Below are 21,899 nucleotides of genomic sequence, written 5' to 3' on the forward strand. Positions count from 1 at the left end.
CATGAACGATCACAACAACAATATTCAGTTGGAAACCGCCATGACCACGACCACCATGACCATGATCCAGGCCCTGCGCTCGGCCATGGATGTGATGCTTGAGCGTGACGACAACGTTGTGGTGTTCGGCCAGGACGTCGGCTACTTCGGCGGCGTGTTCCGTTGCACCGAAGGCCTGCAGACCAAGTACGGTACCTCGCGGGTGTTCGACGCGCCGATCTCCGAAAGCGGTATCGTCGGTGTCGCCGTGGGCATGGGTGCTTATGGCTTGCGCCCGGTCGCCGAGATTCAGTTCGCCGACTATGTGTATCCAGCCTCTGACCAGATCATTTCCGAAGCCGCCCGTCTGCGTTATCGCTCGGCCGGCGAGTTCACCGCGCCGATGACCCTGCGCATGCCTTGCGGCGGCGGCATCTACGGCGGCCAAACCCACAGCCAGAGCATCGAGGCGATGTTCACTCAGGTCTGCGGTCTGCGCACGGTCATGCCTTCCAACCCGTACGACGCCAAAGGCCTGCTGATCGCCTCCATCGAAAACGATGACCCGGTGATCTTCCTTGAGCCAAAACGCCTGTACAACGGCCCGTTCGACGGCCATCACGACCGTCCGGTAACCCCGTGGTCGAAACACCCGCAAGCTCAGGTGCCGGACGGTTACTACACCGTGCCGCTGGACGTTGCCGCGATCACCCGTCCGGGCAAGGACGTGACCGTCCTGACCTACGGCACCACCGTTTACGTGTCGCAAGTCGCCGCCGAAGAAAGCGGCGTTGACGCTGAAGTCATCGACCTGCGCAGCCTGTGGCCGCTGGACCTGGAAACCATCGTCAAATCCGTGAAGAAAACCGGTCGTTGCGTCGTGGTTCACGAAGCCACCCGCACCTGCGGTTTCGGCGCCGAACTGGTGTCGCTGGTTCAAGAGCATTGCTTCCACCACCTGGAAGCGCCGATCGAACGCGTCACCGGTTGGGACACCCCGTACCCGCACGCGCAGGAGTGGGCGTATTTCCCTGGGCCGTCCCGAGTGGGCGCGGCGCTGAAACGGGTCATGGAGGTCTGAATGGGCACGCACGTTATCAAGATGCCGGACATCGGCGAAGGCATCGCAGAAGTAGAACTGTCGCAGTGGCACGTAAAGGTCGGCGATCTGGTCGTTGAAGATCAGGTGCTGGCGGATGTGATGACCGACAAGGCGATGGTCGACATTCCGTCGCCAGTCCACGGCAAGGTGATTGCACTCGGCGGTCAGCCGGGTGAAGTGATGGCGGTCGGCAGTATTCTGATCAGCATCGAGGTTGAAGGTGCAGGCAATCTGAAGGAGTCGGACAAACCGGCGCCTGTTGCGGCGAAAGAAACTCCAGTCGCCCCCAAAGTTGAAGCTGACGTTGAAAGCAAACCTGCTGTTGCCGCAGTGCGTCCGGCGGCTGCCGTTTGCCAGGGCCCGCTGGTTGCCCGCGAAGCCGATGAGCGCCCGCTGGCCTCACCGGCCGTGCGCAAACATGCGCTGGACCTGGGCATTCAATTGCGTCTGGTGCGCGGCTCCGGCCCGGCCGGTCGCGTATTGCACGAAGACCTTGAGGCCTATCTGGCGCAGGGTCAGTCGAACGCTTCGGCGCCGGTCGCTGCCGCGTACGCTCAGCGCAACGATGAAGAACAGATTCAAGTGATCGGCATGCGCCGCAAGATTGCCCAGCGCATGCAGGACGCCACTCAGCGTGCCGCGCACTTCAGTTATGTCGAAGAAATCGACGTCACCGCGATTGAAGAACTGCGTGCCCACCTGAATGAAAAACACGGTGCGAGCCGTGGCAAGCTCACCTTGCTGCCGTTCCTGGTGCGCGCGTTGGTCGTCGCCCTGCGCGACTTCCCGCAAATGAACGCCCGTTACGACGACGAAGCCCAGGTCATCACCCGCCTCGGCGCGGTGCATGTCGGCGTCGCTACCCAAAGCGATGTCGGCCTGATGGTGCCGGTGGTGCGTCACGCCGAAGCGCGCAGCCTGTGGGACAGCGCGGCAGAAATCTCCCGCCTGGCCAACGCTGCCCGCAATGGCAAGGCCAGCCGCGATGAACTGTCCGGCTCGACCATCACCCTGACCAGCCTCGGCGCCCTTGGCGGCATCGTCAGCACCCCGGTGCTGAACCTGCCGGAAGTGGCGATCGTCGGCGTCAACAAAATCGTCGAACGCCCGATGGTCGTCAAAGGCCAGGTGGTGATCCGCAAGATGATGAACCTCTCCAGCTCCTTCGATCACCGCGTGGTCGACGGCATGGACGCGGCGCTCTTCATCCAGGCCATTCGTGGTCTGCTCGAACAACCCGCGACCCTGTTTGTGGAGTGATGGCATGCAATCTCTGAACACCACGCTGCTGATCATCGGCGGCGGCCCCGGCGGTTACGTGACGGCCATTCGCGCCGGGCAACTGGGCATTTCGACCATTCTGGTCGAGGGCGAATCGCTGGGCGGCACCTGCCTGAACATCGGCTGCATTCCGTCGAAAGCGCTGATTCATGTGGCCGAACAGTTTCACCAGACTCAACACCACAACCAGCATTCGGCACTGGGCATCAGCGTTTCGGCGCCGACCATCGACATCACCAAAAGCGTCGAATGGAAGGACGGTATCGTCGATCGCCTGACCACCGGCGTCGCCGCGTTGCTGAAGAAGCACAAGGTTCAGGTCATCAATGGCTGGGCCAAGGTCATCGACGGCAAGACCGTGGAAGTCGGCGACACCCGCATCCAGTGCGAACACCTGGTGCTGGCCACCGGTTCGAAAAGCGTCAACCTGTCGATCCTGCCGATTGGCGGGCCGATCATTTCGTCCACTGAAGCGCTGGCGCCAAAGTCGGTACCGAAACGTCTGATCGTGGTCGGCGGTGGTTACATCGGTCTGGAGCTGGGCATTGCCTACCGAAAGCTCGGCGCCGAGGTCAGCGTGGTCGAGGCGCAGGATCGGATCCTGCCGGCCTACGACGCCGAACTCACCCAACCGGTGCACGATGCGCTAAAGCAACTGGGCGTGAAGTTGTACCTGAAGCACAGCGTATTGGGCTTCGACGGTACGTTGCAGGTGCGCGATCCGAACGGCGACACCCTGAACCTGGAAACCGATCAGGTGCTGGTGGCCGTCGGTCGCAAACCCAACACTCAGGGCTGGAACCTCGAAGCGCTGAACCTGGACATGAACGGCTCGGCGATCAAGATCGACAGCCGCTGCCAGACCAGCATGCGCAACGTCTACGCCATCGGCGACCTGAGCGGCGAACCGATGCTGGCCCACCGCGCCATGGCTCAGGGCGAAATGGTTGCCGAGCTGATCAGCGGCAAGACCCGCGAATTCAACCCCACCGCCATCGCTGCCGTGTGCTTCACCGACCCGGAACTGGTGGTCGTCGGCAAGACCCCGGACGAGGCCAAGGCGGCGGGACTTGACTGCATCGTGTCGAACTTCCCGTTCGCGGCCAATGGCCGGGCGATGACGCTGGAATCGAAAACCGGCTTCGTGCGGGTAGTCGCTCGTCGGGACAATCATGTGATTGTCGGCTGGCAGGCGGTGGGTGTCGGGGTGTCTGAGCTGTCGACTGCGTTCGCGCAAAGCCTGGAAATGGGTGCGCGACTGGAAGACATCGGCGGCACCATCCACGCGCACCCGACCCTGGGTGAAGCGGTGCAGGAAGCGGCGTTGCGTGCGCTTGGGCACGCGTTGCACCTGTAACGCTCGGTCGCAGATCGTTCCCACGCTCCGCGTGGGAATGCCTCCACGGACGCTCCGCGTTCGGCTGTTGGGACGCAGAGCGTCCCGGACTGCATTCCCACGCAGAGCGTGGGAACGATCAAAGGCTGAGATTTCGGGCTGCGAAACCGCTCAAGAATGAAGTATTGTTGTGCCCATCCAAAAAAACGTCAGAAGCCTTGAACCGCTTCGGCGGTTGTTCAGTGATAGAGGGTGTCATGGGTAACGAAAGCATCAACTGGGACAAGCTGGGTTTTGACTACATCAAGACCGACAAACGCTATCTGTCGTACTTTCGCAATGGCGAGTGGGACAAAGGCACCCTGACCGAAGACAACGTGCTGCACATCAGCGAAGGCTCCACTGCCCTTCACTATGGCCAGCAATGCTTCGAGGGCCTGAAGGCCTATCGTTGCAAGGACGGCTCGATCAACCTGTTCCGTCCGGACCAGAACGCCGCGCGCATGCAACGCAGCTGCGCCCGCCTGCTGATGCCGCATGTGTCCACCGAGCAGTTCATCGAAGCGTGCAAGGACGTGGTTCGCGCCAACGAGCGCTTCATCCCGCCTTACGGCACCGGTGGCGCGCTATACCTGCGCCCGTTCGTGATCGGCGTAGGTGACAACATCGGCGTGCGTACCGCACCGGAGTTCATCTTCTCGGTATTCGCGATCCCGGTTGGCGCCTACTTCAAGGGCGGCCTGACCCCGCACAACTTCCAGATCTCCACCTTCGACCGCGCCGCGCCACAAGGCACCGGTGCCGCCAAGGTCGGTGGCAACTACGCCGCCAGCCTGATGCCGGGCTCCCAAGCCAAGAAAGCGCACTTCGCTGACGCCATCTACCTGGATCCGCTGACCCACAAGAAGATCGAGGAAGTCGGTTCGGCCAACTTCTTCGGGATCACCCACGACAACAAGTTCGTGACCCCGAACTCGCCATCGGTACTGCCGGGCATCACCCGTCTGTCGCTGATCGAACTGGCCAAGTCCCGTCTGGGCCTGGAAGTGGTCGAAGGCGACGTGTTCATCGACAAGCTGTCGGACTTCAAGGAAGCCGGTGCTTGCGGTACCGCTGCGGTGATCACCCCGATCGGCGGCATCAGCTACAACGACCACCTGCACGTGTTCCACAGCGAAACCGAAGTCGGCCCTGTGACCCAGAAGCTCTACAAAGAGCTGACCGGCGTGCAGACCGGCGACGTTGAAGCGCCAGCAGGCTGGATCGTCAAGGTTTGATCTGACGGCCAGATGCACAAAAGCCCCCATCGAGAAATCGATGGGGGCTTTTTCATTCGCCTCGCTCGCTGGCCTTCATGGCAATCCGCTTGCCCGCGCGACCGGCAATCCCGCTCGCCTGTCCGTTCTGCTGCTTGCCCATTCGCGCCTGGGTTATCAATCCGGGAATCAGTTCCCCCTCTGGCAGGTTCTTCCAGAACCGCGTCGGCAAATGCCCTTGCATGACTTTCTCGTTCAGCCGCGCCGGGTTGAAGATGTGGCTGTAGTACGTCAGCCATAAGTCACCGTGGGGATCGTCGACGTTCTGCGCCAGTTGCTGCCATTCCACCGGGCACTGCCGTTGATGGTTCAGTTGTTCGCCATCGTAATAAACCCCGTCGCGGGGCGTAGCGATCAGCCAGCGATGCCGACCCATGCGCCCGATGAAGTGTTCGCTGGCGCTGTGCAGGATGTCGTGGGCCGGCTCGTGCCACGCCACGTATTGCGGGCCCGGCAGCTCCGCCGGGCGCTCGATGAAACGCACGAATGCATGCAGATGATGGGCTTCGCGCTGCACCTGCTTGATCCGCCGCTGCAACTCGCTGCCCAGTTTGTCGCCGGCCATCATTGCGGTGCGATCGCCGTGGCTGACTCGCCACAACACTTCATACAGCAGGCTCCAGCGTTGATCGCCCCGGTAACGAGATGCTTGTTCCAGGGTGTCGAGCAACGCACGCGGAATCCGCGCCTGAAACGGCCCCTGTCCTTCGGGCACCGCCACGTCACTGGCAAACAGATCACTCACCCCTTCCGACGCCCAGCTCACCAGACTCGGATCGACTTCATGGCTGAGCAGCCAGCGCGCCTGTTGGCGCCAGCTGTCGAACAGGTCGTCGCAATCGAGATTGATCATCCCCACAGCCCCATCTGCTGTGGCATCGGCCGGTCGCGCAACTGCTGATAGAGCATCTGGCTGGTGACCTCGGCCTGCTGCGGGTGGTAATCGCTGGTGATGATGAACGGCTTGGCCTTGGCCAGCACACAGCGCATGCGGGCCACGTCCTCGTAGCGAATGCGCCGCTGCCGACGCAGCTCCACCAAACGTTCGGTGGTGCGCAGGCCGATGCCGGGGATACGTGAGATCAGCGCCGGTTCAGCGCGATTGAGGTCCAGCGGAAACACCTCACGATTCTGCAGCGCCCAGGCCAGTTTCGGGTCGATGTCCAACGCCAGATTGCCCGGCCCCGTGAGCAACTCACCGGCGGTATAGCCATAACCGCGCAACAGGAAATCAGCTTGATACAAGCGGTGCTCGCGCATCAGTGGTGGTGCGGCCAGCGGCACGCTTTTCGGGCTGTCGGGAATCGGGCTGAAGGCCGAGTAATAGACCCGGCGCAGTCGGAAGTTGCCGTAAAGCGCCTGCGCGCTGTGCAGGATGGTGCTGTCGTCGGTGTCATCGGCACCGACGATCATCTGCGTGCTCTGCCCGGCCGGGGCGAACTTCGGTGCGCGAGGTTCATTGAGTACGGTCTGCACACCGGTGTAGATGGTGTTCATCGCCTGCTTGATCGAACCGATGTGCTTCTCCGGCGCCAGGGTTTGCAGGCTGGCATCGGTGGGCAATTCGATGTTGACGCTCAAGCGGTCGGCGTAACGCCCGGCCTCTTCGATCAGCGCAGGATCCGCATCGGGAATGGTCTTGAGATGAATGTAGCCACGGAATTCATGCTCCTCGCGTAACAGCTTCGCGACACGCACCAGTTGCTCCATGGTGTAGTCCGCCGAACGGATGATCCCCGAACTGAGGAACAACCCGCTGACGCAATTGCGCCGGTAGAAATCCAGCGTCAGCGTCACCACTTCCTCGGGCGTGAAACGCGCACGCGGCACGTCGCTGGAGCGGCGGTTGACGCAGTATTGGCAGTCGTAGAGACAGAAATTGGTCAGCAGAACCTTGAGCAGCGACACGCAACGCCCGTCAGGCGTGTAGCTGTGGCAGATGCCCATGCCATCGGTCGAACCCAGCCCGCTCTTGCCCTCGGAGCTGCGCTTGGGCGCGCCACTGCTGGCGCAGGAGGCGTCGTACTTGGCGGCGTCGGCGAGGATGCTGAGCTTGTCGATGATTTGCATGGCACGGACTCGATACTGTTCGCATATACAGTATAGACAGCGATTGGCTCACACAAGGCGCAATGCCGCTCTTCGTCGGAATGTCGCGCCGCAGCAGTCAGGTCAATTTGACTCAAAGGCAGTCAGATTGACTAGATTCCACAAGCGTCATAATGACTATCAACCCTGCGTAGCCCTTGATATTAAAGGCTGTCCGGCATGGCCCGAAAATTGACTGACTCCCCGTAGCCATTTGGCTGAAGACCAAAAACGGGAGTCGAACATGGATCATGTTTTTCAGGGCAAGCTTGCCGTCATCACCGGTGCCAGTTCGGGCATAGGCCTGGCTGCTACCGAACGCCTGCTGGATCAAGGCGCACGCGTGTTGGCCATGTCGCGAAAACTCGGCGCACTGGCCGAACTGTTTGAGCGGTATCCGCAACAACTGGTCTGGCAACCCGGCGATGTCACTCAAGCCTCTGACCTTGCCTCCTTGGCCGAGCAGGCTGCGAGTCTGGGCCCAGTGAGTTTCGTGGTGCCCAATGCCGGTATCGCAGAACTCGCCGACGGGCTCGACAGCTCGGCGTTCGATCGCCAATGGGCGGTGAACGGCGCAGGTGCCCTGAACACCTTGGCCGCCCTGCGCCCGCACCTTGCAGACAGCGCTTCGGTGGTGTTCATCGGTACTTTTCTGGCCCAAATCAGTTTCGCGGGGCTGGCCGCCTACATCGCATCAAAAGCGGCGTTGATCGCCCATGCCCGAACCCTCGCGGTCGAGCTGGCCCCTCATGGCGTGCGCATCAATTGCGTCTCCCCCGGCCCGACCGCAACGCCGATCTGGTCGACATTGGGCCTGAGTGACGAAGCGCTCGGGGACATCGCCCAAGGCGTCAACAAACGTCTTTTGAGCGGGCAGTTTCTCGAACCTGCGGCAGTGGCCGACGTCATTCTTTTCCAGCTGGGCAATGGCGCACGCGGCGTCATCGGTCAGGATTGGGTGGTCGACAGCGGATACACCTTGAGCTAACGCGCATGCACCGATCCGGGCGTGGAATCAGCTAACTGGCGACCTGACGAATCCCGCCCGGACTCCGGCAAAACCAGACCCCAGCGCGACGCAAATTCTCGGCGCCCTTGCACCGTCAATGTCAGCGCGCGACTGTCCAGATCCTGCGTCACCCATTTGCGCTTCAACGCCGCCTGCAACAACGCCGCCCCGAGCGAACCGCCCAGATGCGGCCGACGCATGCTCCAGTCCAGACATGGGCAGGCGAACCGTCGACGCAACGTCGACAGATCCTTGACCTCAATGCCCAGCCCCTCAAAAAACGCCTCGCCGCTGTCACTGAGGCGATAAACCTGCTCATCGGTTTCCACCAGCCATCCCGCCTCAAGCAGGCGGTCATGCAACAACACCGCGAGCGTCCCGGCCATATGGTCGTAGCAGGTGCGGGCGAATTGCAGGCGATCCGGCGTGTGCGGTTTGAAGGTCGGCGCGGGGTTCTGGCCGATCACCATCAGCGCTTCCAGCGCCTGGGCCACGCGCTTGTCGGCAAGGCTGTAATAACGGTGACGCCCCTGCACGTGCAGGCGCACCAGCGCCAGGTCCTTGAGCTTGGCCAGGTGAGCGCTGGCGGTCGAGGCGCTGACGTCGGCGAGGGTTGCAAGCTCTGTGGCGGTGCGGGCGTGGCCGTCCATCAGCGAGCACAGCATTTTGGTCCGCGCCGGTTCCGCGATGGCGGCGGCCACTTGCGAGACGCCGATGTCTTGATGTTCTGTGTGCATATTTCGCTCCCGGACGAATCATCGCCCTCAAGGACTGGAGATAGTAGCAACACTTTCCCCACCGACAAGGTTGCGATCCATGGACCCGATCATCGCTGCGACTCACGCCGATCCCTATCCCTACTACGCCGAACTGCGCGCGGCGGGCGGGCTGACCTTTCATCACGGATTGAAACTGTGGGTGGCCAGCAGCGCCCGGGCGGTGTGCGCAGTGCTGGCGCATCCGGATTGCCGGGTGCGCCCGGTGCAGGAGCCGGTGCCCAAAGCCATCGTCGATGGCATGGCGGGCAAGGTGTTTGGCCTTTTGATGCGTATGAATGACAGCGAAGCTCAGCGTTGCCCGCGTTCGGCTATCGAGCCGCCGCTGGGGTTGATTGATCGGGAAGAAGTCGGCGCTCTGGTGTCCGCGCGGCTGATAACGAACGATGCCGACGGCCTCTATAAAGCCATGTTTCGCGGCCCGGTGTGCGTGGTTGCATCGATGCTCGGATTCACCCCGGCGCAGGCCCGCGTAATCAGTGAACTGACGGCGGATTTCGCGACGTGCCTGTCGCCGCTGAGCAATGAACTGCAACTGGCGGCAGCGCATCGGGCGGCGGAGCAATTGCGCGGGTACTTCATTGAGTTGCTGGCGGACCCGAACCCGTTTCTCGCCGACATCCAACAGCGATTCGTCGGCGATGAGGACGTGCTGCTCGCCAACCTGATCGGCCTCTGCTCGCAGACGTTCGAGGCCACCGCCGGGCTTATCGGCAATGCTTTGGTGGCGTTGCAGCGTCAGCCTGAATTACGCAACGCGTCAGTGGATTCGTTGTTGGCTGAAGTCCAACGCTTCGATCCATCGGTACAGAACACCCGCCGATTTGTGGCAAACAGCTGTGAAATCGACGGCGTGCGGCTGGAAACCGGCGACGTGATTCTAGTGCTGTTGGCTTCGGCCAATCGCGACCCGGCACTCAATGAAAACCCGGATCGCTTCATGCCTGATCGCCCGAATCGCCGCAGTTTCACGTTTGGCAGCGGTCGGCATCAATGTCCCGGGCAGATGCTGGCAATGACGATCGCCAGCGCCACGCTCACCGAAATCCTCGCCCGCGACATTGATCCGGGAAGACTCGCGTGGCACTACCGGCCTTCGCTGAACGGGAGAATTCCGATGTTCAGCATTGTCGGTGCATGAACATTTGCCATCGCGAGCAAGCTCGCTCCCACAGGGAATTTGAGAGAACGCACAACCCTGTGAGAGCGAGCTTGCTCGCGATGGCGGACTGAAAAATGAAGCATCATTTTGCCCTCATCCGAGAGGCTACATCGCCTTGCGCCTTTGCCTACAACTACGCCAGAATCCGCCGGCTTGTGCAGTTTGGAGCCTGCCCGTAACTTGATTCGCATCACTGAATGGTCAGTGAACGGGTTTAGTCGCTCGGTGTTCTCCAACTTCGCATGCAGTCATTCAGTCAGGTGCTTTTGCGCCTGCGCTCAATGGTAGCTGTGCGCAGGGCGCCTTCGGGTGCGCCGGTAAAGCCTGGAGTCCCGGTCGACTAACCTGCGCATGGCTGCCACCCAATCGTTTAGTCGCGAAATGGGTGCCAGCATTACTGGAGACTCTGAGCAAATGATCAAGCCAACGCCTAATCCACCGGAAACAGACTTACCGTCCGAATCAGACCCGACTTCGCCCTACTCCTCCACCGATTCAAAAAAACTCCACGAAGCCGCCGAACGCGCCCTCGATCACTACCTGAAACCCACCGCCCCGAAACAACACTGCCCCGGCCGCATGTTCCACGTCGCCCCCGACCTGGATCAACATGCCCTGCTGGCCCACGCCTGCGAATCGATGACTTCGGCCAGCGTGATGCTCAGCGACTTCGCCGCACTGCTGGACCCGCCCTACCGCAGCACCGTGCTGGGCATCGCCCAAGTGGTGATGTGTGGCGAACTTGCGGTGAACCGGGCGCTGGACACTCTCGATGCCACGACCTGAGGAACACCCATGGAAAGCAAATCCGATGCACACATCGTCGCCGCCCTGATCTCCATCGGCCTCAACGAGAAAGACAGCCAATGGGCCCAAAAAGCCTGTCTGCTACTGCTCGAGAGCGAACGGAAATCCATCGTCAGCGCCGCACTCACCGCCCTCACCCAACTCGCCCGAGACCATGGCGAACTGGACCGCACCCGCCTGCTGCCGGCACTCACCAGCGTAAAACGCAGATTTCCAAGCCTGACCGGCACGGTTGCCGCGACGCTGGATGAGATGGCGATGGCTGCGTAACACCTGGGGCATAAGGCAAGAAAAAACCCGCTGCCTCCGTTGAGGGAGGCAGCGGGTTTTGTGTTTACAACTCATAAGAAATCGCTCCACGGATCTTGCCGAGAGCGTCATTTTGTAACAACCGTTTGAGCTTCAGAACCGTCCTACATCTTTCAAATGCTCATTCAGATAGCGTTCCCAACGCTTTAAAAGTTGGAACAAGGACGCTCATGGCTCGAAAATCAGATATTCCCCGAATACAAAATCCCCCCTCAGGCGACGGGCACCACATCACTACCCGCTACATGACTGCTACCGAACTGGCAGAGCAGAACGCCAGACAAAAAAAGTACGACGAGATGCAGGCCAGGCAACAAGCCTACGAAGATCGCTTTCTTCGGCAGTCTCAACAACCGAATCAACACAGCGCCCTAGGGTGTGTATTTACCAAGAGCTGCAACCTCCCCGACGGCGTCATCAACCATGAAAGCCCCGCAGGGTTTATCCCGGTCGAACGACTGGCTGACTTTGGAGCATTCACCTTGCTCGGTGGCCGCGAATTAGACGCGGCGGGAAATATCACCCTCAAAAGAATAGGTGGTGCCAAGTTACCGTCTGCTATAGGCACGCTTCTCTTGGGAGGCTCGGCTTCTATTGGCACCAGCACAAGCGCCATATCCAGTGTGGGCGCAATCACGGGCGGTGTTGCCGCAGGTGCTTTGGCGGGCATGGTTGCACTTTTGTGGCCATCCAATCTTGGTGACAGTTCACTCTATACCGAAGAACAGCTCAGATCGCTGAAGGAAGGCCGAACACGTATTCGACTACAGGTAGAGCAACAGCCCGATGGCAGTCTCAAAGGGTACGGGTACAACACTCAAAAGCGCCCTGACTGGGAAATGATTCCGGTTGTGCAGTTCACAGCCCAAGGCTCTCGCCAAGTGGCTGACTTTGGCAATGGCGTCACGTTGACCTGGACGCCTGCCGTCGATTCATCCAGCACCTCGGGTATCCCACCGCTGGAAGGTGCCCCACAAACTCCGACTATCTGGATTTATCCGCCGACTGAGCAAGCAGACAAAATCATCGTCAACCCGATCTATCCGCCGGAGTACGAGGATTTCATCCTTGTGTTTCCGGCTGACTCCGGGGTGCAGCCTCTGTATGTTGTGCTCTCCAGGCCAGCACTGGGCGGTGATATCAAATACCACAGGCCCCCACGCACACTGCCCGCATTCCCGGATGCCCAACCAGTCAAATCAAAAAGCAGCGTTCAGGGTGGAGGAGGCAAGCGAAGCCGCTGGAAGGACCGGAAGGGGCGAATATATGAATGGGATAGCAAGACTGGCGCTATTGAGCTTTACAACAAACAAGGCAAACACCTTGGTGAATTCAACCACGAAACCGGTGAACAAATAGATCCCGCAGACCCCGAGAGATCTACCCCGAAGTAATACAGGAGGCTTTTAATGTTTTTATGGATAAGTGGCTTTTTGAAAGGTGATGAAGAGGACGACTCTTTGAAGTTTGAACTGACGGTGAAGCCTGAGGCAGAAGCTGCGGTTTTAGCGTTGCTGGGTTGGGAAAGCCTGGAAGAAAGCGAGGCCGGAGAATGGATATTGAATGACGGTCAGGTCCGGCAAATTGCGTCAGTCCTTAATGAACACCTACCAACTGAACTAGATCTTTTTATCGGGGTTCGGGAATAGTTGAGTCTTTTCTATCAAGAACCAACAGAACCACGATGAAGCAGTGAGGATTCTTAAAAGCGGCGTGGAAAGGAATGTTGTCGCTGGATTGATTTCTATTGGCTTGAACGAATCAGACAGAATCTGGGCTCAGCAAACCTGCCTGAAGTATTTCGCCAGCAGCAATGAGTCGCTTGTCGCATCTGCCATTACCGCTTTGGGCCACATTGCTCGAAGGCACGGCAAACTGGACAAAGACATTGCCTTCGCGGCCCTGGAAGAAGCAAAGACAAGATTCCCCTCCCTGGAAGGCGTGATCGCAGACACGCTTGACGACATTGAGGCATTTACCTGATTCATCGGGCCCTTGCATGCAGGACGTTGTGATCAGGAACGCCCCTCATCACAACGTACTCCCCCACGAGCTTCAATCCTCCCGCGTCAAAACCTCCAGCAACTCAATCTCGAACACGAGATTCGAATTCGGCGGAATCTTGCCCATCGTCCGTTCGCCGTAACCCAGATGCGCCGGCACCAGCAGCTTGCGCTTGCCGCCCACCTGCATGCCCATGATCCCTTGATCCCAACCCTTGATAACCCGGCCCGTGCCGATCACACACTGAAACGGCTTCCCCCGGCTCCAGGACGAATCGAATTCGGTGCCGTCTTCCAGCCAACCGGTGTATTGGGTGGTGATCAACGCGCCTTTGACGGCGGCTTTTCCGTCACCGGGCTGAAGATCGATTATCTGCAGTTCATCATTCATAACATTCGCTCTATTGTTCCGCTGGCCGCCGTTTTCCCAGAAATGCCGGCCATTGGCAACCGTTTGACCCAAGGTTGCCGCTGTTTCCGGCATTGGCCGTGAATTAAGATAGCGACACGCCATCACTCCCGGATCGATACGCCATGACAGCGACGCTTGAATGACTCAACTCTGGATCAGCTTCGCCATTGTCGTTGTGCTGATGGTCGTGATCGCCGTTCTGATCCGCCGAGTGCGCGAGCTTCGTCAGCAACTCGCCGAGTATCGCGAACTGCTCACACGTGCGGCCGAGGGCCAGAACATCCGGCAGGATGGCGACGCCGACCGCTTCAAGCGCAGCCAGTATTTCGCCCGGATCGGCACCTGGGACTGGGAGGTCGACACCGACCGGCTCTACTGGTCGGACGCGATCTTCGGCATGTTCGGGTTCAAGATCGGCGAAGTGACACCCTCCTACGCACTGTTCTGCTCCTGCGTACACCCCGACGACCGCGCCCGGGTGCGCGCCGGGGAATTGCGTTGCCTGGAGACCGGTGAAAACCACGATGAGGAATACCGCGTGGTCTGGCCCGACGGCACGATTCGCTGGCTGCGGGAAACCGGCAATGTGGTGCGCAACGATCACGACGCGGTGATCAAGATGATGGGCGTGGTGCGCGACATCACCGAAGAAAAGGCCTCGGCCAGCTACCTCCAGCACCTCGCTCATTTCGACCCGCTGACCGGCCTGCCGAATCGGCTGGTGCTGGAAGAACGGCTATCGGAAGCACTCGAACATGCCCGCGTGACCGAAACGCGGGTGGCGCTGGTATTTATCGATCTCAACGGCTTCAAGGCGATCAACGACCGCTACGGTCACGCCGCCGGCGACCGCGTTCTGATCACCACCGCCACGCGCCTGAAACGCATCCTGCGGGTCAGCGACACCGTCGCACGGATCGGCGGCGACGAATTCGTGGTCATCCTGCAAGGCCTCGCCCCCGGCCTGAACCTGCAGGACGAAGCGCGCAGCATCTGCCAGAAAATCTTCATCGAACTGTCCCCGCCAATCCCCATCGGCAACGAACAACGCCACATCGGCACCAGCCTCGGCGTCGCCGTCTTCCCCGACCACGCACCGACCATGGACCGCTTGCTGCACATTGCGGATCTGGCGATGTATGAGGCCAAGCGCAGCGGGAATAATCAGTATCGATTGGGCGGCGGGCAGACGCTCAGTCATGGCCGGGCTGATTGAATTTCAGCGCTCGGGCGTACCGAATACAACGCCATTGAAGGTATGCGTGCAGCACTGGCAACTGGGCGTCATGTCTTCGGCTTTGAGGGCGGGATTGACGATTTGCAGGCGCTTGTTCTCATCGACGTATAACCCGCTGTAGATACTGGACTCACCCACCCCCACCACATCCCTTCGCTCATGTTCATGCAGAGCGACCATCCAGAACACGGGTTCCTGCCGATCCAGCCGCGACACGGCTTCACTGAAAATCTCGTCCCAATCACCGCCGACACGCGACAACAGAAAGCGAAACAACGGCGTGTAATCGTAGCCATGATGCTTGATGCCATGCATCGAACCGCGTGTAGCCTCGCTATGGATTTCAGCCTTGGTGTTTCGCTGATGCCGGTAATGCCCGCCCGGGTTATTGCGCCAAACGTTATGGGCGGTGGTGTTTTCTTTGCGATAAAGGGGTTTCTTGTCCAACGAATTGCTCCTGACATCCAGTCACTCGAAACGCCCCTCGCGTTTTACCGGAACGGCGCTCGAATGCAATCAACCGTCCATGGCCAATTGTTGCTTGAGGTCAGCGCTCCACCGGCTGAATCGCCACAATAGTCCCGTTGGTGATCATCACCATCACGTATTTGTCATTGATCTGCACCCACTGCGCCTGCGGTTCCGGCTGCTTGAGGCCTTTCTGTTTCCAGTTTTTGATGGCTTTTTCGCTGCGCTGGTAGATATCCGGGGCGCGGTCGTTGACGTTCAGTTCGCGGTTGCCGGTCGGTGATTGTTCGACGGTGTCGTTCGAGGTTTGCGCCGCTTGAACGAGGGGGCTGATCCCGGCGATGCCGGCGACGAGGGCCAGGCTGGCGATTAGGGTCTTGTTGTTCATCGGTGAACCTCCTGAGATTTGTGATACCTGAACTCCGACTGCGGGGTTCTGGAATCATTCCTTGTTTTTTGATGATGCTGAACCGGAGATTGTAGTCGCGCCCCGGAACGCGATCCGGGCTCGTCCGCCACCGGGCGAATACAGTCAACGGCATCCATTTGCGATAAGATCGCGCGCCCCCACAGAGTGAACAAGGACATCACCGTGAAAATCTATCTCATCGTCAATCTGGTGTTGCTGGCGCTTCTGGGGCTCTACGCTGTCAGTCTTTTCAACAAACTTGTTGCCCGGCGCAACGAGATCAAGAACGCATTTGCCCAGGTCGAAGTGCAGCTCAAACGCCGTTATGACCTGATCCCCAATCTGGTCAGCATCGCCAAGGGTTATCTGGCCCATGAGCGCGAAACCCTTGAAGCGGTGATCGCCGCGCGCAATGCCGCCGTGGCCGGACTTGAGGCTGCACAGGCGAAACCGGGCAGCGCCCAGAACATCGCGCAATTGGGGCTGGCGGACAGCGCACTCAGCAGCGCGGTGGGTCGCTTGAACCTGACGTTGGAGGCTTATCCGGAACTCAAGGCTTCGCAGAACATGCAACAACTGAGCGAAGAGCTGAGCAGCACCGAAAACAAGGTGAGCTTCGCGCGGCAGGCGTTCAACGACGCGGTGATGGCCTACAACACGCTCAAGCAGAGCTTTCCGGCGGTGCTGCTGGCGGCCAGTTTTGGCCATCGCGAGGATGCGGTTCCGTTGAAGTTTGCCGATACGCTGGCCATCAAGACCGCGCCCAACGTTTCTTTCTGACTTCTTCTCTCCATGGATGGCCCGATGAACTTTTTCGAACGACAAACCCAGGCCCGAAACCAGACGCAACGGCTGGTGTGCATGATGATTCTGGCGATTGTCATGCTGATCGGGATGACCAGCCTGCCCTTCGTCTTCAATGGTTTTGAGGATTACCTGAGCGGGACTGGCACGCTGGCGGACGCGTTTCTGGCAATGGCCGTTATCGCATCGTTCATCAGCAGCGTCGTGGTGATTGGCGGTCTGCTGAAATATCGGCAGCTGCGCGCGGGCGGCAAGGTCGTCGCGGAAAAACTGGGTGGCCGCCTGCTCAATGGCAATGTGCGAACCCTGGACGAGCAGCGGTTGATGAACGTCGTCGAAGAAATGGCGATTGCCTCCGGCACCTGCATGCCGGCGGTGTATCTGTTACCCGACGAAAGCATCAATGCCTTCGCGGCCGGATTTACACCGGAGGACGCGGCCATTGGTGTGACCCGTGGCGCAGTGAAACTACTGACCCGAGAAGAACTGCAAGGGGTGATCGCCCACGAATTCAGCCACATTTTCAACGGTGACATGCGCCTCAATACGCAGTTAGTAGCGGTGGTGCACGGCCTGTTGGTGCTGGGGCTGGCTGGCACTTACATAATGGCCAGCCTGCTCAAGCGCGACAAACGCGACGCGCGGTTGATGCTGGTGGTTTTTGCGCTCGGTTTCGCACTGTGCGTGGCCGGATTTATCGGAAATCTCTATGGGAATTTGATCAAGGCGGCTGTCAGTCGCCAGCGTGAATTCCTCGCCGATGCGAGCGCGGTGCAATACACGCGCAATCCGCAAAGCATTGTCGGCGCCCTGAAAAAAATCGGCGCCCATAAATAAGGCTCCATCATCAACTCCCCCCGTGCCGCCGAATTCAGTCATTTGTTCTTCAGCACAGGCGGATCAGGTTGGCTGAGCCGGATGTTTGCGACCCACCCTGATCTGAGCGTGCGGATTCGTCGGATCGATCCACAGTGGGACGGGAGTTTTACGACGGCTGCCGCAGCGGGCAAACCGGTGCCAGATCAGATGGCGGCAACCGCGGATTGATTCAGCCTCCACGTCCACGGATGGTCAGATGAATTTCTTTGAACAACAGTGCCGGGCCAAACGTCGCTCGGTGCAGCTCGTGATCTTGATGTTTCTCGCCGTACTCGGCTTGATTCTCGTGTCCTTCATGCTCCTGATTCTGCCGATCTCGTACGGCAAAACGCTCGAGGATCTGGCGGAAAACTGGCAGTTTTTCGCGATCATTGCAGCGCTGGTAACGGCTGTTGTGTTGCTCGGCGGGCTGGTCAAATACGTCGAACTGACAGGGGGCGGAAAAGTGGTCGCGCGCCGTTTGGGTGGTCGTCTGATCAACCATGACGCGCGGACTCTGGAAGAGCGCCGCCTGGTCAACGTGGTGGAGGAAATGGCCTTGGCCTCTGGCACCGCCGTTCCTTGCGTGTACCTGTTGCCGGATCAGGGCATCAATGCATTTGCCGCCGGTTTCACCCCTCAGGATGCAGTGATCGGCGTCACTCAAGGTGCGATAAGCCTTTTGTCACGCGATGAACTGCAAGGCGTGATCGCCCACGAATTCAGCCATATCTATAACGGCGACATGCGCCTGAACACTCAACTGGTCGCGGTCGTCCACGGGATCATGGTGATCGGGCTGGCGGGAAACCATCTCTTGCGCGGTCTTGAGGACACGCCACACTCATCTGCCAATCGTAAGCAGCCGACCATTCTGGTCAGCATGTTTGGCACCGCGCTGTGCATTGTCGGATTCTCCGGGACGTTCTTCGGCAACCTGATCAAGGCTGCGGTCAGCCGGCAACGCGAATTCCTGGCCGATGCGACCGCCGTGCAATACACCCGCAACCCCGACAGTATCGCCGGAGCACTGAAGAAAATCGGCGGGTACAAAATGGGCTCGACCCTCAAGGCTGCCCGCGCCGCCGAGTTCAGCCACCTGTTTTTCGGCCCTGGCACTTCCAGCTCTCTTCTGCTCTCGGGTCATCCGGATCTGCGTGAACGCATTCGCAGGATAGACCCTGACTGGGACGGGATTTTTGTGAGCATCGCCGCACCAGCGCAAGACTCGATGATCGCCAGAACCGTACAGGCAGCGCCGCCGAAACAGCTGCCATAGCACGCCATTGATCTGCATAGCACATCAATCCATGCCAACAATGCAATTAACAAATCGATCCCTGCGCGCCACTATCCGCCCCAATAAGAACCGTGCGCCGCCTCCCCGTCGCGCACGTCATAAAAGCGGTGGAGTACTTTTCTATGACAGCCTCAATCCCACACGGCGGCTCGCGAGCCGGCGCCATTTTCCGGGTGACCTCGGGTAACTTCCTCGAACAGTTCGACTTCTTTCTGTTCGGTTTCTACGCCACGCAGATCGCGGCGGTGTTCTTTCCGGCGAGCAGTGAGTTCGCGTCCCTGATGATGACCTTTGCGGTGTTCGGCGCAGGCTTTTTGATGCGTCCGCTGGGGGCTATCGTGCTCGGCGCTTACATCGATGACGTCGGTCGGCGCAAAGGTTTGATCGTCACCCTGTCGATCATGGCCAGCGGCACGATCTTGATTGTGCTGGTGCCCGGATACGAAACCATTGGCCTGTTCGCCCCGGCGTTGGTGTTGATCGGGCGGCTGCTGCAAGGCTTCTCCGCCGGTGCCGAACTGGGCGGGGTTTCGGTGTATCTCTCGGAGATCGCCACGCCCGGTCGCAAAGGCTTTTTCACCGCCTGGCAGTCGGCCAGTCAGCAGGTGGCCATCGTCGTCGCAGCAGCGCTCGGTTACGGTTTGAACCAATGGATGGCGCCGGAAGCGGTCGCCGATTGGGGCTGGCGGATTCCGTTTTTCGTCGGCTGCATGATCGTGCCGTTCATCTTCTTTCTGCGGCGCAATCTCGCGGAAACCGAAGAGTTTGCTGCTCGCAAACATCGTCCAAGCATGAAGGAAGTGTTCCGCACCCTCGGTCAGAACTGGGGCGTGGTGCTGGGCGGGATGCTGATGGTTGCCCTGACTACCACTGCGTTCTACCTGATCACCGTGTACGCACCGACCTTCGGCAAAACCGTGCTGCACCTGAGCACATCGGATGCGTTGCTGGTGACGCTGCTGGTGGGTGTTTCCAACTTCTTCTGGCTGCCGATTGGCGGCGCATTGTCCGATCGCGTCGGCCGCCGTCCGGTGCTGATCGCCATGGCGTTGCTGGCCCTGGCCACCACGTATCCGGCGCTGTCGTACCTGGTGCAGGCGCCTAGCTTCAGCCACATGCTGCTGTCGCTGTTGTGGCTGTCGTTTATCTACGGCCTGTACAACGGCGCGATGATTCCGGCGCTGACCGAGATCATGCCGGTGGAAGTGCGGGTGGCGGGTTTCTCGCTGGCCTATAGCCTGGCGACGGCGGTGTTCGGCGGCTTCACCCCGGCGATGTCGACCTTCCTGATCCAGTACACCGGCGACAAAGCCGCACCGGGTTACTGGATGAGCATCGGCGCGCTCTGCGCACTGGGCGCGACGCTTTATCTGTATCGCCGGGCCGGCGGTCGTCTGCAACCTGTTACTGCCTGAGAACATCACCATGAAAAAACTGTTTACCGTTACAGCCCTGCTCGCCGGTCTTGCGTTCAACGTTGCGGCCCAGGCCGAAGAACTGCGAGTCATGACCTCCGGAGGCTTCACTGCCGCCTACAAGATCCTCGGGCCGAAATTCGCCGCCGCCACCGGCAACACGCTGGACACCCAACTCGGCCCGTCGATGGGCAAGGCGCCGGAGGCAATCCCCAATCGCCTCGCCCGTGGTGAAAAGGCCGACGTGGTGATCATGGTCGGCTACGCCCTCGATGATCTGATCAAGCAAGGCAAGGTCGATCCGGCGTCGCGGGTGGAACTGGCGGATTCGCGAATTGGCCTGGTGGTGCGCGAAGGCGCGCCGAAACCGGACATCAGCAACGTCGACAACCTTAAGAAAACCCTGCTTGATGCGAAATCGGTAGCCTACTCCGACAGCGCCAGTGGCGTGTACATCGAGCAGCAACTGTTCAAGAAACTCGGCATCGAAGATCAGCTGAAACCCAAGGCGAAGATGATCCCGAAAATCCCGGTGGGCTCGGTGGTCGCCACTGGCGACTATCAACTGGGTTTTCAGCAGGTCAGCGAATTGCTGCCGGTGCCGGGTGTGAGTTTTGTGGCAAAGATTCCTGAATCGGTGCAGTCGGTGACACGATTTGCAGCGGGGATTCCGGTAGGTGCGCAGCACCCGCAGGAAGCCAAGGCGTTGCTCGCATACCTCGCCGCACCCGCCGCCCAGCCTGACGTACAGGCCACCGGGCTGGATTCGGTCAAGCGCTGACCGTCGGCGGCTGGACCTTCATTTCCACCACCAGCCGCTCCAGTTCCAGTGCCGCCGGGGTCAGCGTACGACCCCGGCGTTTGATGATGCCGACGCTGCGCATCACTTGCGGCTCGGTCAGCGGCACCCGCGTCAGAATCGGATGATCCGCCGCCGGCATCGCCATCAGCGGCACCGCCGCCACGCCCAACCCCGCTTCCACCAGACCGATCATGGTCGTCACATGCCGCGTCTCGCAGATGCTCGGGCGCTGCGGCACCACTTTGGCCAAGGCCTGATCCAGCAGAAAACGGTTGCCCGAAGTCTTGTCGAGCGAGATGTAATCCTGCCGGTAGAACTCGTCCCAGGTCACGCTGCTGCGCCCGGCCAGCGGATGATCGCGGCGACACGCGACCACGTAACTCTCCTGCACCAACGGCTCGAAATCCACGCCCGCCTCTTGGGTGCCCATGAAACTCAGGCCGAAATCCGCCTCGCCATTGACCACCGCGCTCAGCACGTCGTGGGCGCTGGAATCGAGGACTTTGACTTTGATTCGCGGGAACTGCTGGTGATAACGGGCGACTACGCTCGGCATGAAGTAATACGCCGCCGACGGCACGCAAGCGACGGTTACGTGGCCCTGCCGATTAGAGGCGACTTCACTGATGCCGAGCAACGCGACGTCCAGATCGTCGAGCAAGCGTTCGACGCTGGGCATGAAACCGCGTCCGGCCTGGGTCAGGCTGACCTTGCGCGTTGTGCGTTCGAACAGCTTCACGCCGAGGGCGTCTTCGAGCTTTTCGATGCGCCGGCTCAGGGCCGGTTGCGACAGGCGCACGGTGTCGGCGGCCTTGCGGAAACTGCCCTGCTCGACCACGGCGCGAAAGGCTTGCAGGTCGTTGAGGTCGAAGTTGATGGCCATGGAAGACTCGGGAGGAATTGATTCGCTGAGGCTATAAATGTAACCAATTGATGCAAATTATTACAGAAGCACATCTGCTCAAGCAGGCTGTGCGGTAGATCTGCAATCATTTCAGCCTTTATCCTTGTCGCCCCCCGCCGTAC

24 protein-coding genes are annotated in these 21,899 nt (G+C 59.9%); 17 read left to right on the forward strand and 7 right to left on the reverse strand.

Annotated features, from left to right (window positions below; translation table 11 throughout):
- Position 1 precedes the first annotated feature (1 nt).
- From ABTV87_RS17740 to ABTV87_RS17755, 4 genes are all read left to right on the forward strand, one after another.
- Entirely contained in the window at positions 2-1,060 is a 1,059-nt protein-coding gene (locus ABTV87_RS17740) for an alpha-ketoacid dehydrogenase subunit beta (RefSeq protein WP_003224000.1), read from the forward strand.
- Positions 1,061-2,341 carry a dihydrolipoamide acetyltransferase family protein gene (locus ABTV87_RS17745; protein WP_433898035.1) on the forward strand — a complete coding sequence of 427 codons (1,281 nt, stop codon included), beginning with the start codon at positions 1,061-1,063 and terminating at the stop codon, positions 2,339-2,341. It begins immediately after the preceding gene.
- Positions 2,342-2,345: 4 nt separating this feature from the next.
- The gene (gene lpdA / locus ABTV87_RS17750) at positions 2,346-3,719 is read left to right on the forward strand and encodes a dihydrolipoyl dehydrogenase (protein WP_221535598.1); all 1,374 of its coding nucleotides are present in this window, start codon (positions 2,346-2,348) and stop codon (positions 3,717-3,719) included.
- 236 nt (positions 3,720-3,955) lie between these two features.
- Positions 3,956-4,975: a branched-chain amino acid aminotransferase gene (locus tag ABTV87_RS17755; RefSeq protein ID WP_085602685.1), complete on the forward strand. Its 1,020-nt coding sequence runs from the start codon at positions 3,956-3,958 to the stop codon at positions 4,973-4,975.
- A gap of 52 nt (positions 4,976-5,027) precedes the next feature.
- On the opposite strand, the gene ABTV87_RS17760 is transcribed toward ABTV87_RS17755, so the two are convergent.
- Positions 5,028-5,867 (reverse strand): TIGR03915 family putative DNA repair protein, encoded by an 840-nt coding sequence (locus ABTV87_RS17760; protein WP_433898036.1) that lies wholly within the window; start codon positions 5,865-5,867, stop codon positions 5,028-5,030.
- Entirely contained in the window at positions 5,864-7,084 is a 1,221-nt protein-coding gene (locus tag ABTV87_RS17765) for a putative DNA modification/repair radical SAM protein (protein WP_085602681.1), read from the reverse strand. The genes ABTV87_RS17760 and ABTV87_RS17765 overlap by 4 nt, the downstream gene beginning before the upstream one ends.
- 262 nt (positions 7,085-7,346) lie before the next feature.
- Between ABTV87_RS17765 and ABTV87_RS17770 the strand changes: the two genes are divergently transcribed.
- Entirely contained in the window at positions 7,347-8,090 is a 744-nt protein-coding gene (locus ABTV87_RS17770; RefSeq protein WP_433898037.1) for an SDR family NAD(P)-dependent oxidoreductase, read from the forward strand.
- Here the strand turns inward: ABTV87_RS17770 and ABTV87_RS17775 are convergent.
- On the reverse strand, positions 8,087-8,848 hold the full coding sequence (locus tag ABTV87_RS17775) for an ArsR/SmtB family transcription factor (RefSeq protein ID WP_433898038.1): 762 nt from the start codon (positions 8,846-8,848) through the stop codon (positions 8,087-8,089). The two genes, ABTV87_RS17770 and ABTV87_RS17775, sit on opposite strands and share 4 nt — an antisense overlap.
- A 79-nt stretch (positions 8,849-8,927) precedes the next feature.
- On the opposite strand from ABTV87_RS17775, the gene ABTV87_RS17780 reads away from it, so the two are divergent.
- The 6 genes from ABTV87_RS17780 (at position 8,928) to ABTV87_RS17805 (ending at position 13,148) form a co-directional block, all read left to right on the forward strand.
- Complete coding sequence (locus tag ABTV87_RS17780; RefSeq protein ID WP_433898039.1) at positions 8,928-10,028, forward strand: cytochrome P450; 1,101 nt, start codon at positions 8,928-8,930, stop codon at positions 10,026-10,028.
- A 435-nt stretch (positions 10,029-10,463) separates the two neighbouring features.
- A complete protein-coding gene (locus ABTV87_RS17785) occupies positions 10,464-10,835 on the forward strand; it encodes a DUF6124 family protein (RefSeq protein ID WP_433898040.1) in 372 nt (123 codons plus the stop codon).
- A gap of 9 nt (positions 10,836-10,844) precedes the next feature.
- The gene (locus tag ABTV87_RS17790; protein ID WP_127798597.1) at positions 10,845-11,126 is read left to right on the forward strand and encodes a hypothetical protein; all 282 of its coding nucleotides are present in this window, start codon (positions 10,845-10,847) and stop codon (positions 11,124-11,126) included.
- 209 nt (positions 11,127-11,335) lie between these two features.
- Positions 11,336-12,559: a colicin E3/pyocin S6 family cytotoxin gene (locus ABTV87_RS17795; RefSeq protein ID WP_127798599.1), complete on the forward strand. Its 1,224-nt coding sequence runs from the start codon at positions 11,336-11,338 to the stop codon at positions 12,557-12,559.
- A gap of 15 nt (positions 12,560-12,574) precedes the next feature.
- Entirely contained in the window at positions 12,575-12,814 is a 240-nt protein-coding gene (locus ABTV87_RS17800) for a pyocin S6 family toxin immunity protein (protein ID WP_085602667.1), read from the forward strand.
- A 43-nt stretch (positions 12,815-12,857) separates the two neighbouring features.
- On the forward strand, positions 12,858-13,148 hold the full coding sequence (locus ABTV87_RS17805; protein ID WP_256578410.1) for a hypothetical protein: 291 nt from the start codon (positions 12,858-12,860) through the stop codon (positions 13,146-13,148).
- A gap of 72 nt (positions 13,149-13,220) precedes the next feature.
- Here the strand turns inward: ABTV87_RS17805 and ABTV87_RS17810 are convergent, their stop codons facing one another.
- On the reverse strand, positions 13,221-13,559 hold the full coding sequence (locus ABTV87_RS17810) for an FKBP-type peptidyl-prolyl cis-trans isomerase (protein WP_007952931.1): 339 nt from the start codon (positions 13,557-13,559) through the stop codon (positions 13,221-13,223).
- Positions 13,560-13,719: 160 nt separating this feature from the next.
- Here ABTV87_RS17810 and ABTV87_RS17815 point away from each other — a divergent pair, with 160 nt between their 5' ends.
- Positions 13,720-14,796: a sensor domain-containing diguanylate cyclase gene (locus ABTV87_RS17815; RefSeq protein ID WP_258711965.1), complete on the forward strand. Its 1,077-nt coding sequence runs from the start codon at positions 13,720-13,722 to the stop codon at positions 14,794-14,796.
- A gap of 3 nt (positions 14,797-14,799) precedes the next feature.
- On the opposite strand, the gene ABTV87_RS17820 is transcribed toward ABTV87_RS17815, so the two are convergent.
- Positions 14,800-15,264, reverse strand: coding sequence for a hypothetical protein (locus tag ABTV87_RS17820; protein ID WP_221533742.1), 465 nt, complete (start codon positions 15,262-15,264; stop codon positions 14,800-14,802).
- Between the two features lie 100 nt (positions 15,265-15,364).
- On the reverse strand, positions 15,365-15,673 hold the full coding sequence (locus ABTV87_RS17825; protein ID WP_064597595.1) for an RcnB family protein: 309 nt from the start codon (positions 15,671-15,673) through the stop codon (positions 15,365-15,367).
- A gap of 204 nt (positions 15,674-15,877) precedes the next feature.
- Between ABTV87_RS17825 and ABTV87_RS17830 the strand changes: the two genes are divergently transcribed.
- The 5 genes from ABTV87_RS17830 (at position 15,878) to ABTV87_RS17850 (ending at position 20,852) form a co-directional block, all read left to right on the forward strand.
- On the forward strand, positions 15,878-16,474 hold the full coding sequence (locus tag ABTV87_RS17830) for a LemA family protein (RefSeq protein WP_039767265.1): 597 nt from the start codon (positions 15,878-15,880) through the stop codon (positions 16,472-16,474).
- A gap of 24 nt (positions 16,475-16,498) precedes the next feature.
- Positions 16,499-17,335: a M48 family metalloprotease gene (locus tag ABTV87_RS17835; protein WP_433898041.1), complete on the forward strand. Its 837-nt coding sequence runs from the start codon at positions 16,499-16,501 to the stop codon at positions 17,333-17,335.
- 238 nt (positions 17,336-17,573) lie between these two features.
- A complete protein-coding gene (locus tag ABTV87_RS17840; RefSeq protein WP_433898042.1) occupies positions 17,574-18,635 on the forward strand; it encodes a M48 family metallopeptidase in 1,062 nt (353 codons plus the stop codon).
- 143 nt (positions 18,636-18,778) lie between these two features.
- The gene (locus ABTV87_RS17845; RefSeq protein WP_064380585.1) at positions 18,779-20,071 is read left to right on the forward strand and encodes an MFS transporter; all 1,293 of its coding nucleotides are present in this window, start codon (positions 18,779-18,781) and stop codon (positions 20,069-20,071) included.
- Between the two features lie 10 nt (positions 20,072-20,081).
- Positions 20,082-20,852 (forward strand): substrate-binding domain-containing protein, encoded by a 771-nt coding sequence (locus tag ABTV87_RS17850; protein ID WP_085602657.1) that lies wholly within the window; start codon positions 20,082-20,084, stop codon positions 20,850-20,852.
- On the opposite strand, the gene ABTV87_RS17855 is transcribed toward ABTV87_RS17850, so the two are convergent.
- Complete coding sequence (locus ABTV87_RS17855; RefSeq protein WP_039767273.1) at positions 20,842-21,756, reverse strand: LysR family transcriptional regulator; 915 nt, start codon at positions 21,754-21,756, stop codon at positions 20,842-20,844. The two genes, ABTV87_RS17850 and ABTV87_RS17855, sit on opposite strands and share 11 nt — an antisense overlap.
- Between the last annotated feature and the right edge of the window lie 143 nt (positions 21,757-21,899).

It is taken from the genome of Pseudomonas sp. PSE1(2024), from assembly GCF_050990555.1.
In the GTDB taxonomy this organism is placed as follows: domain Bacteria; phylum Pseudomonadota; class Gammaproteobacteria; order Pseudomonadales; family Pseudomonadaceae; genus Aquipseudomonas; species Aquipseudomonas aphyarum.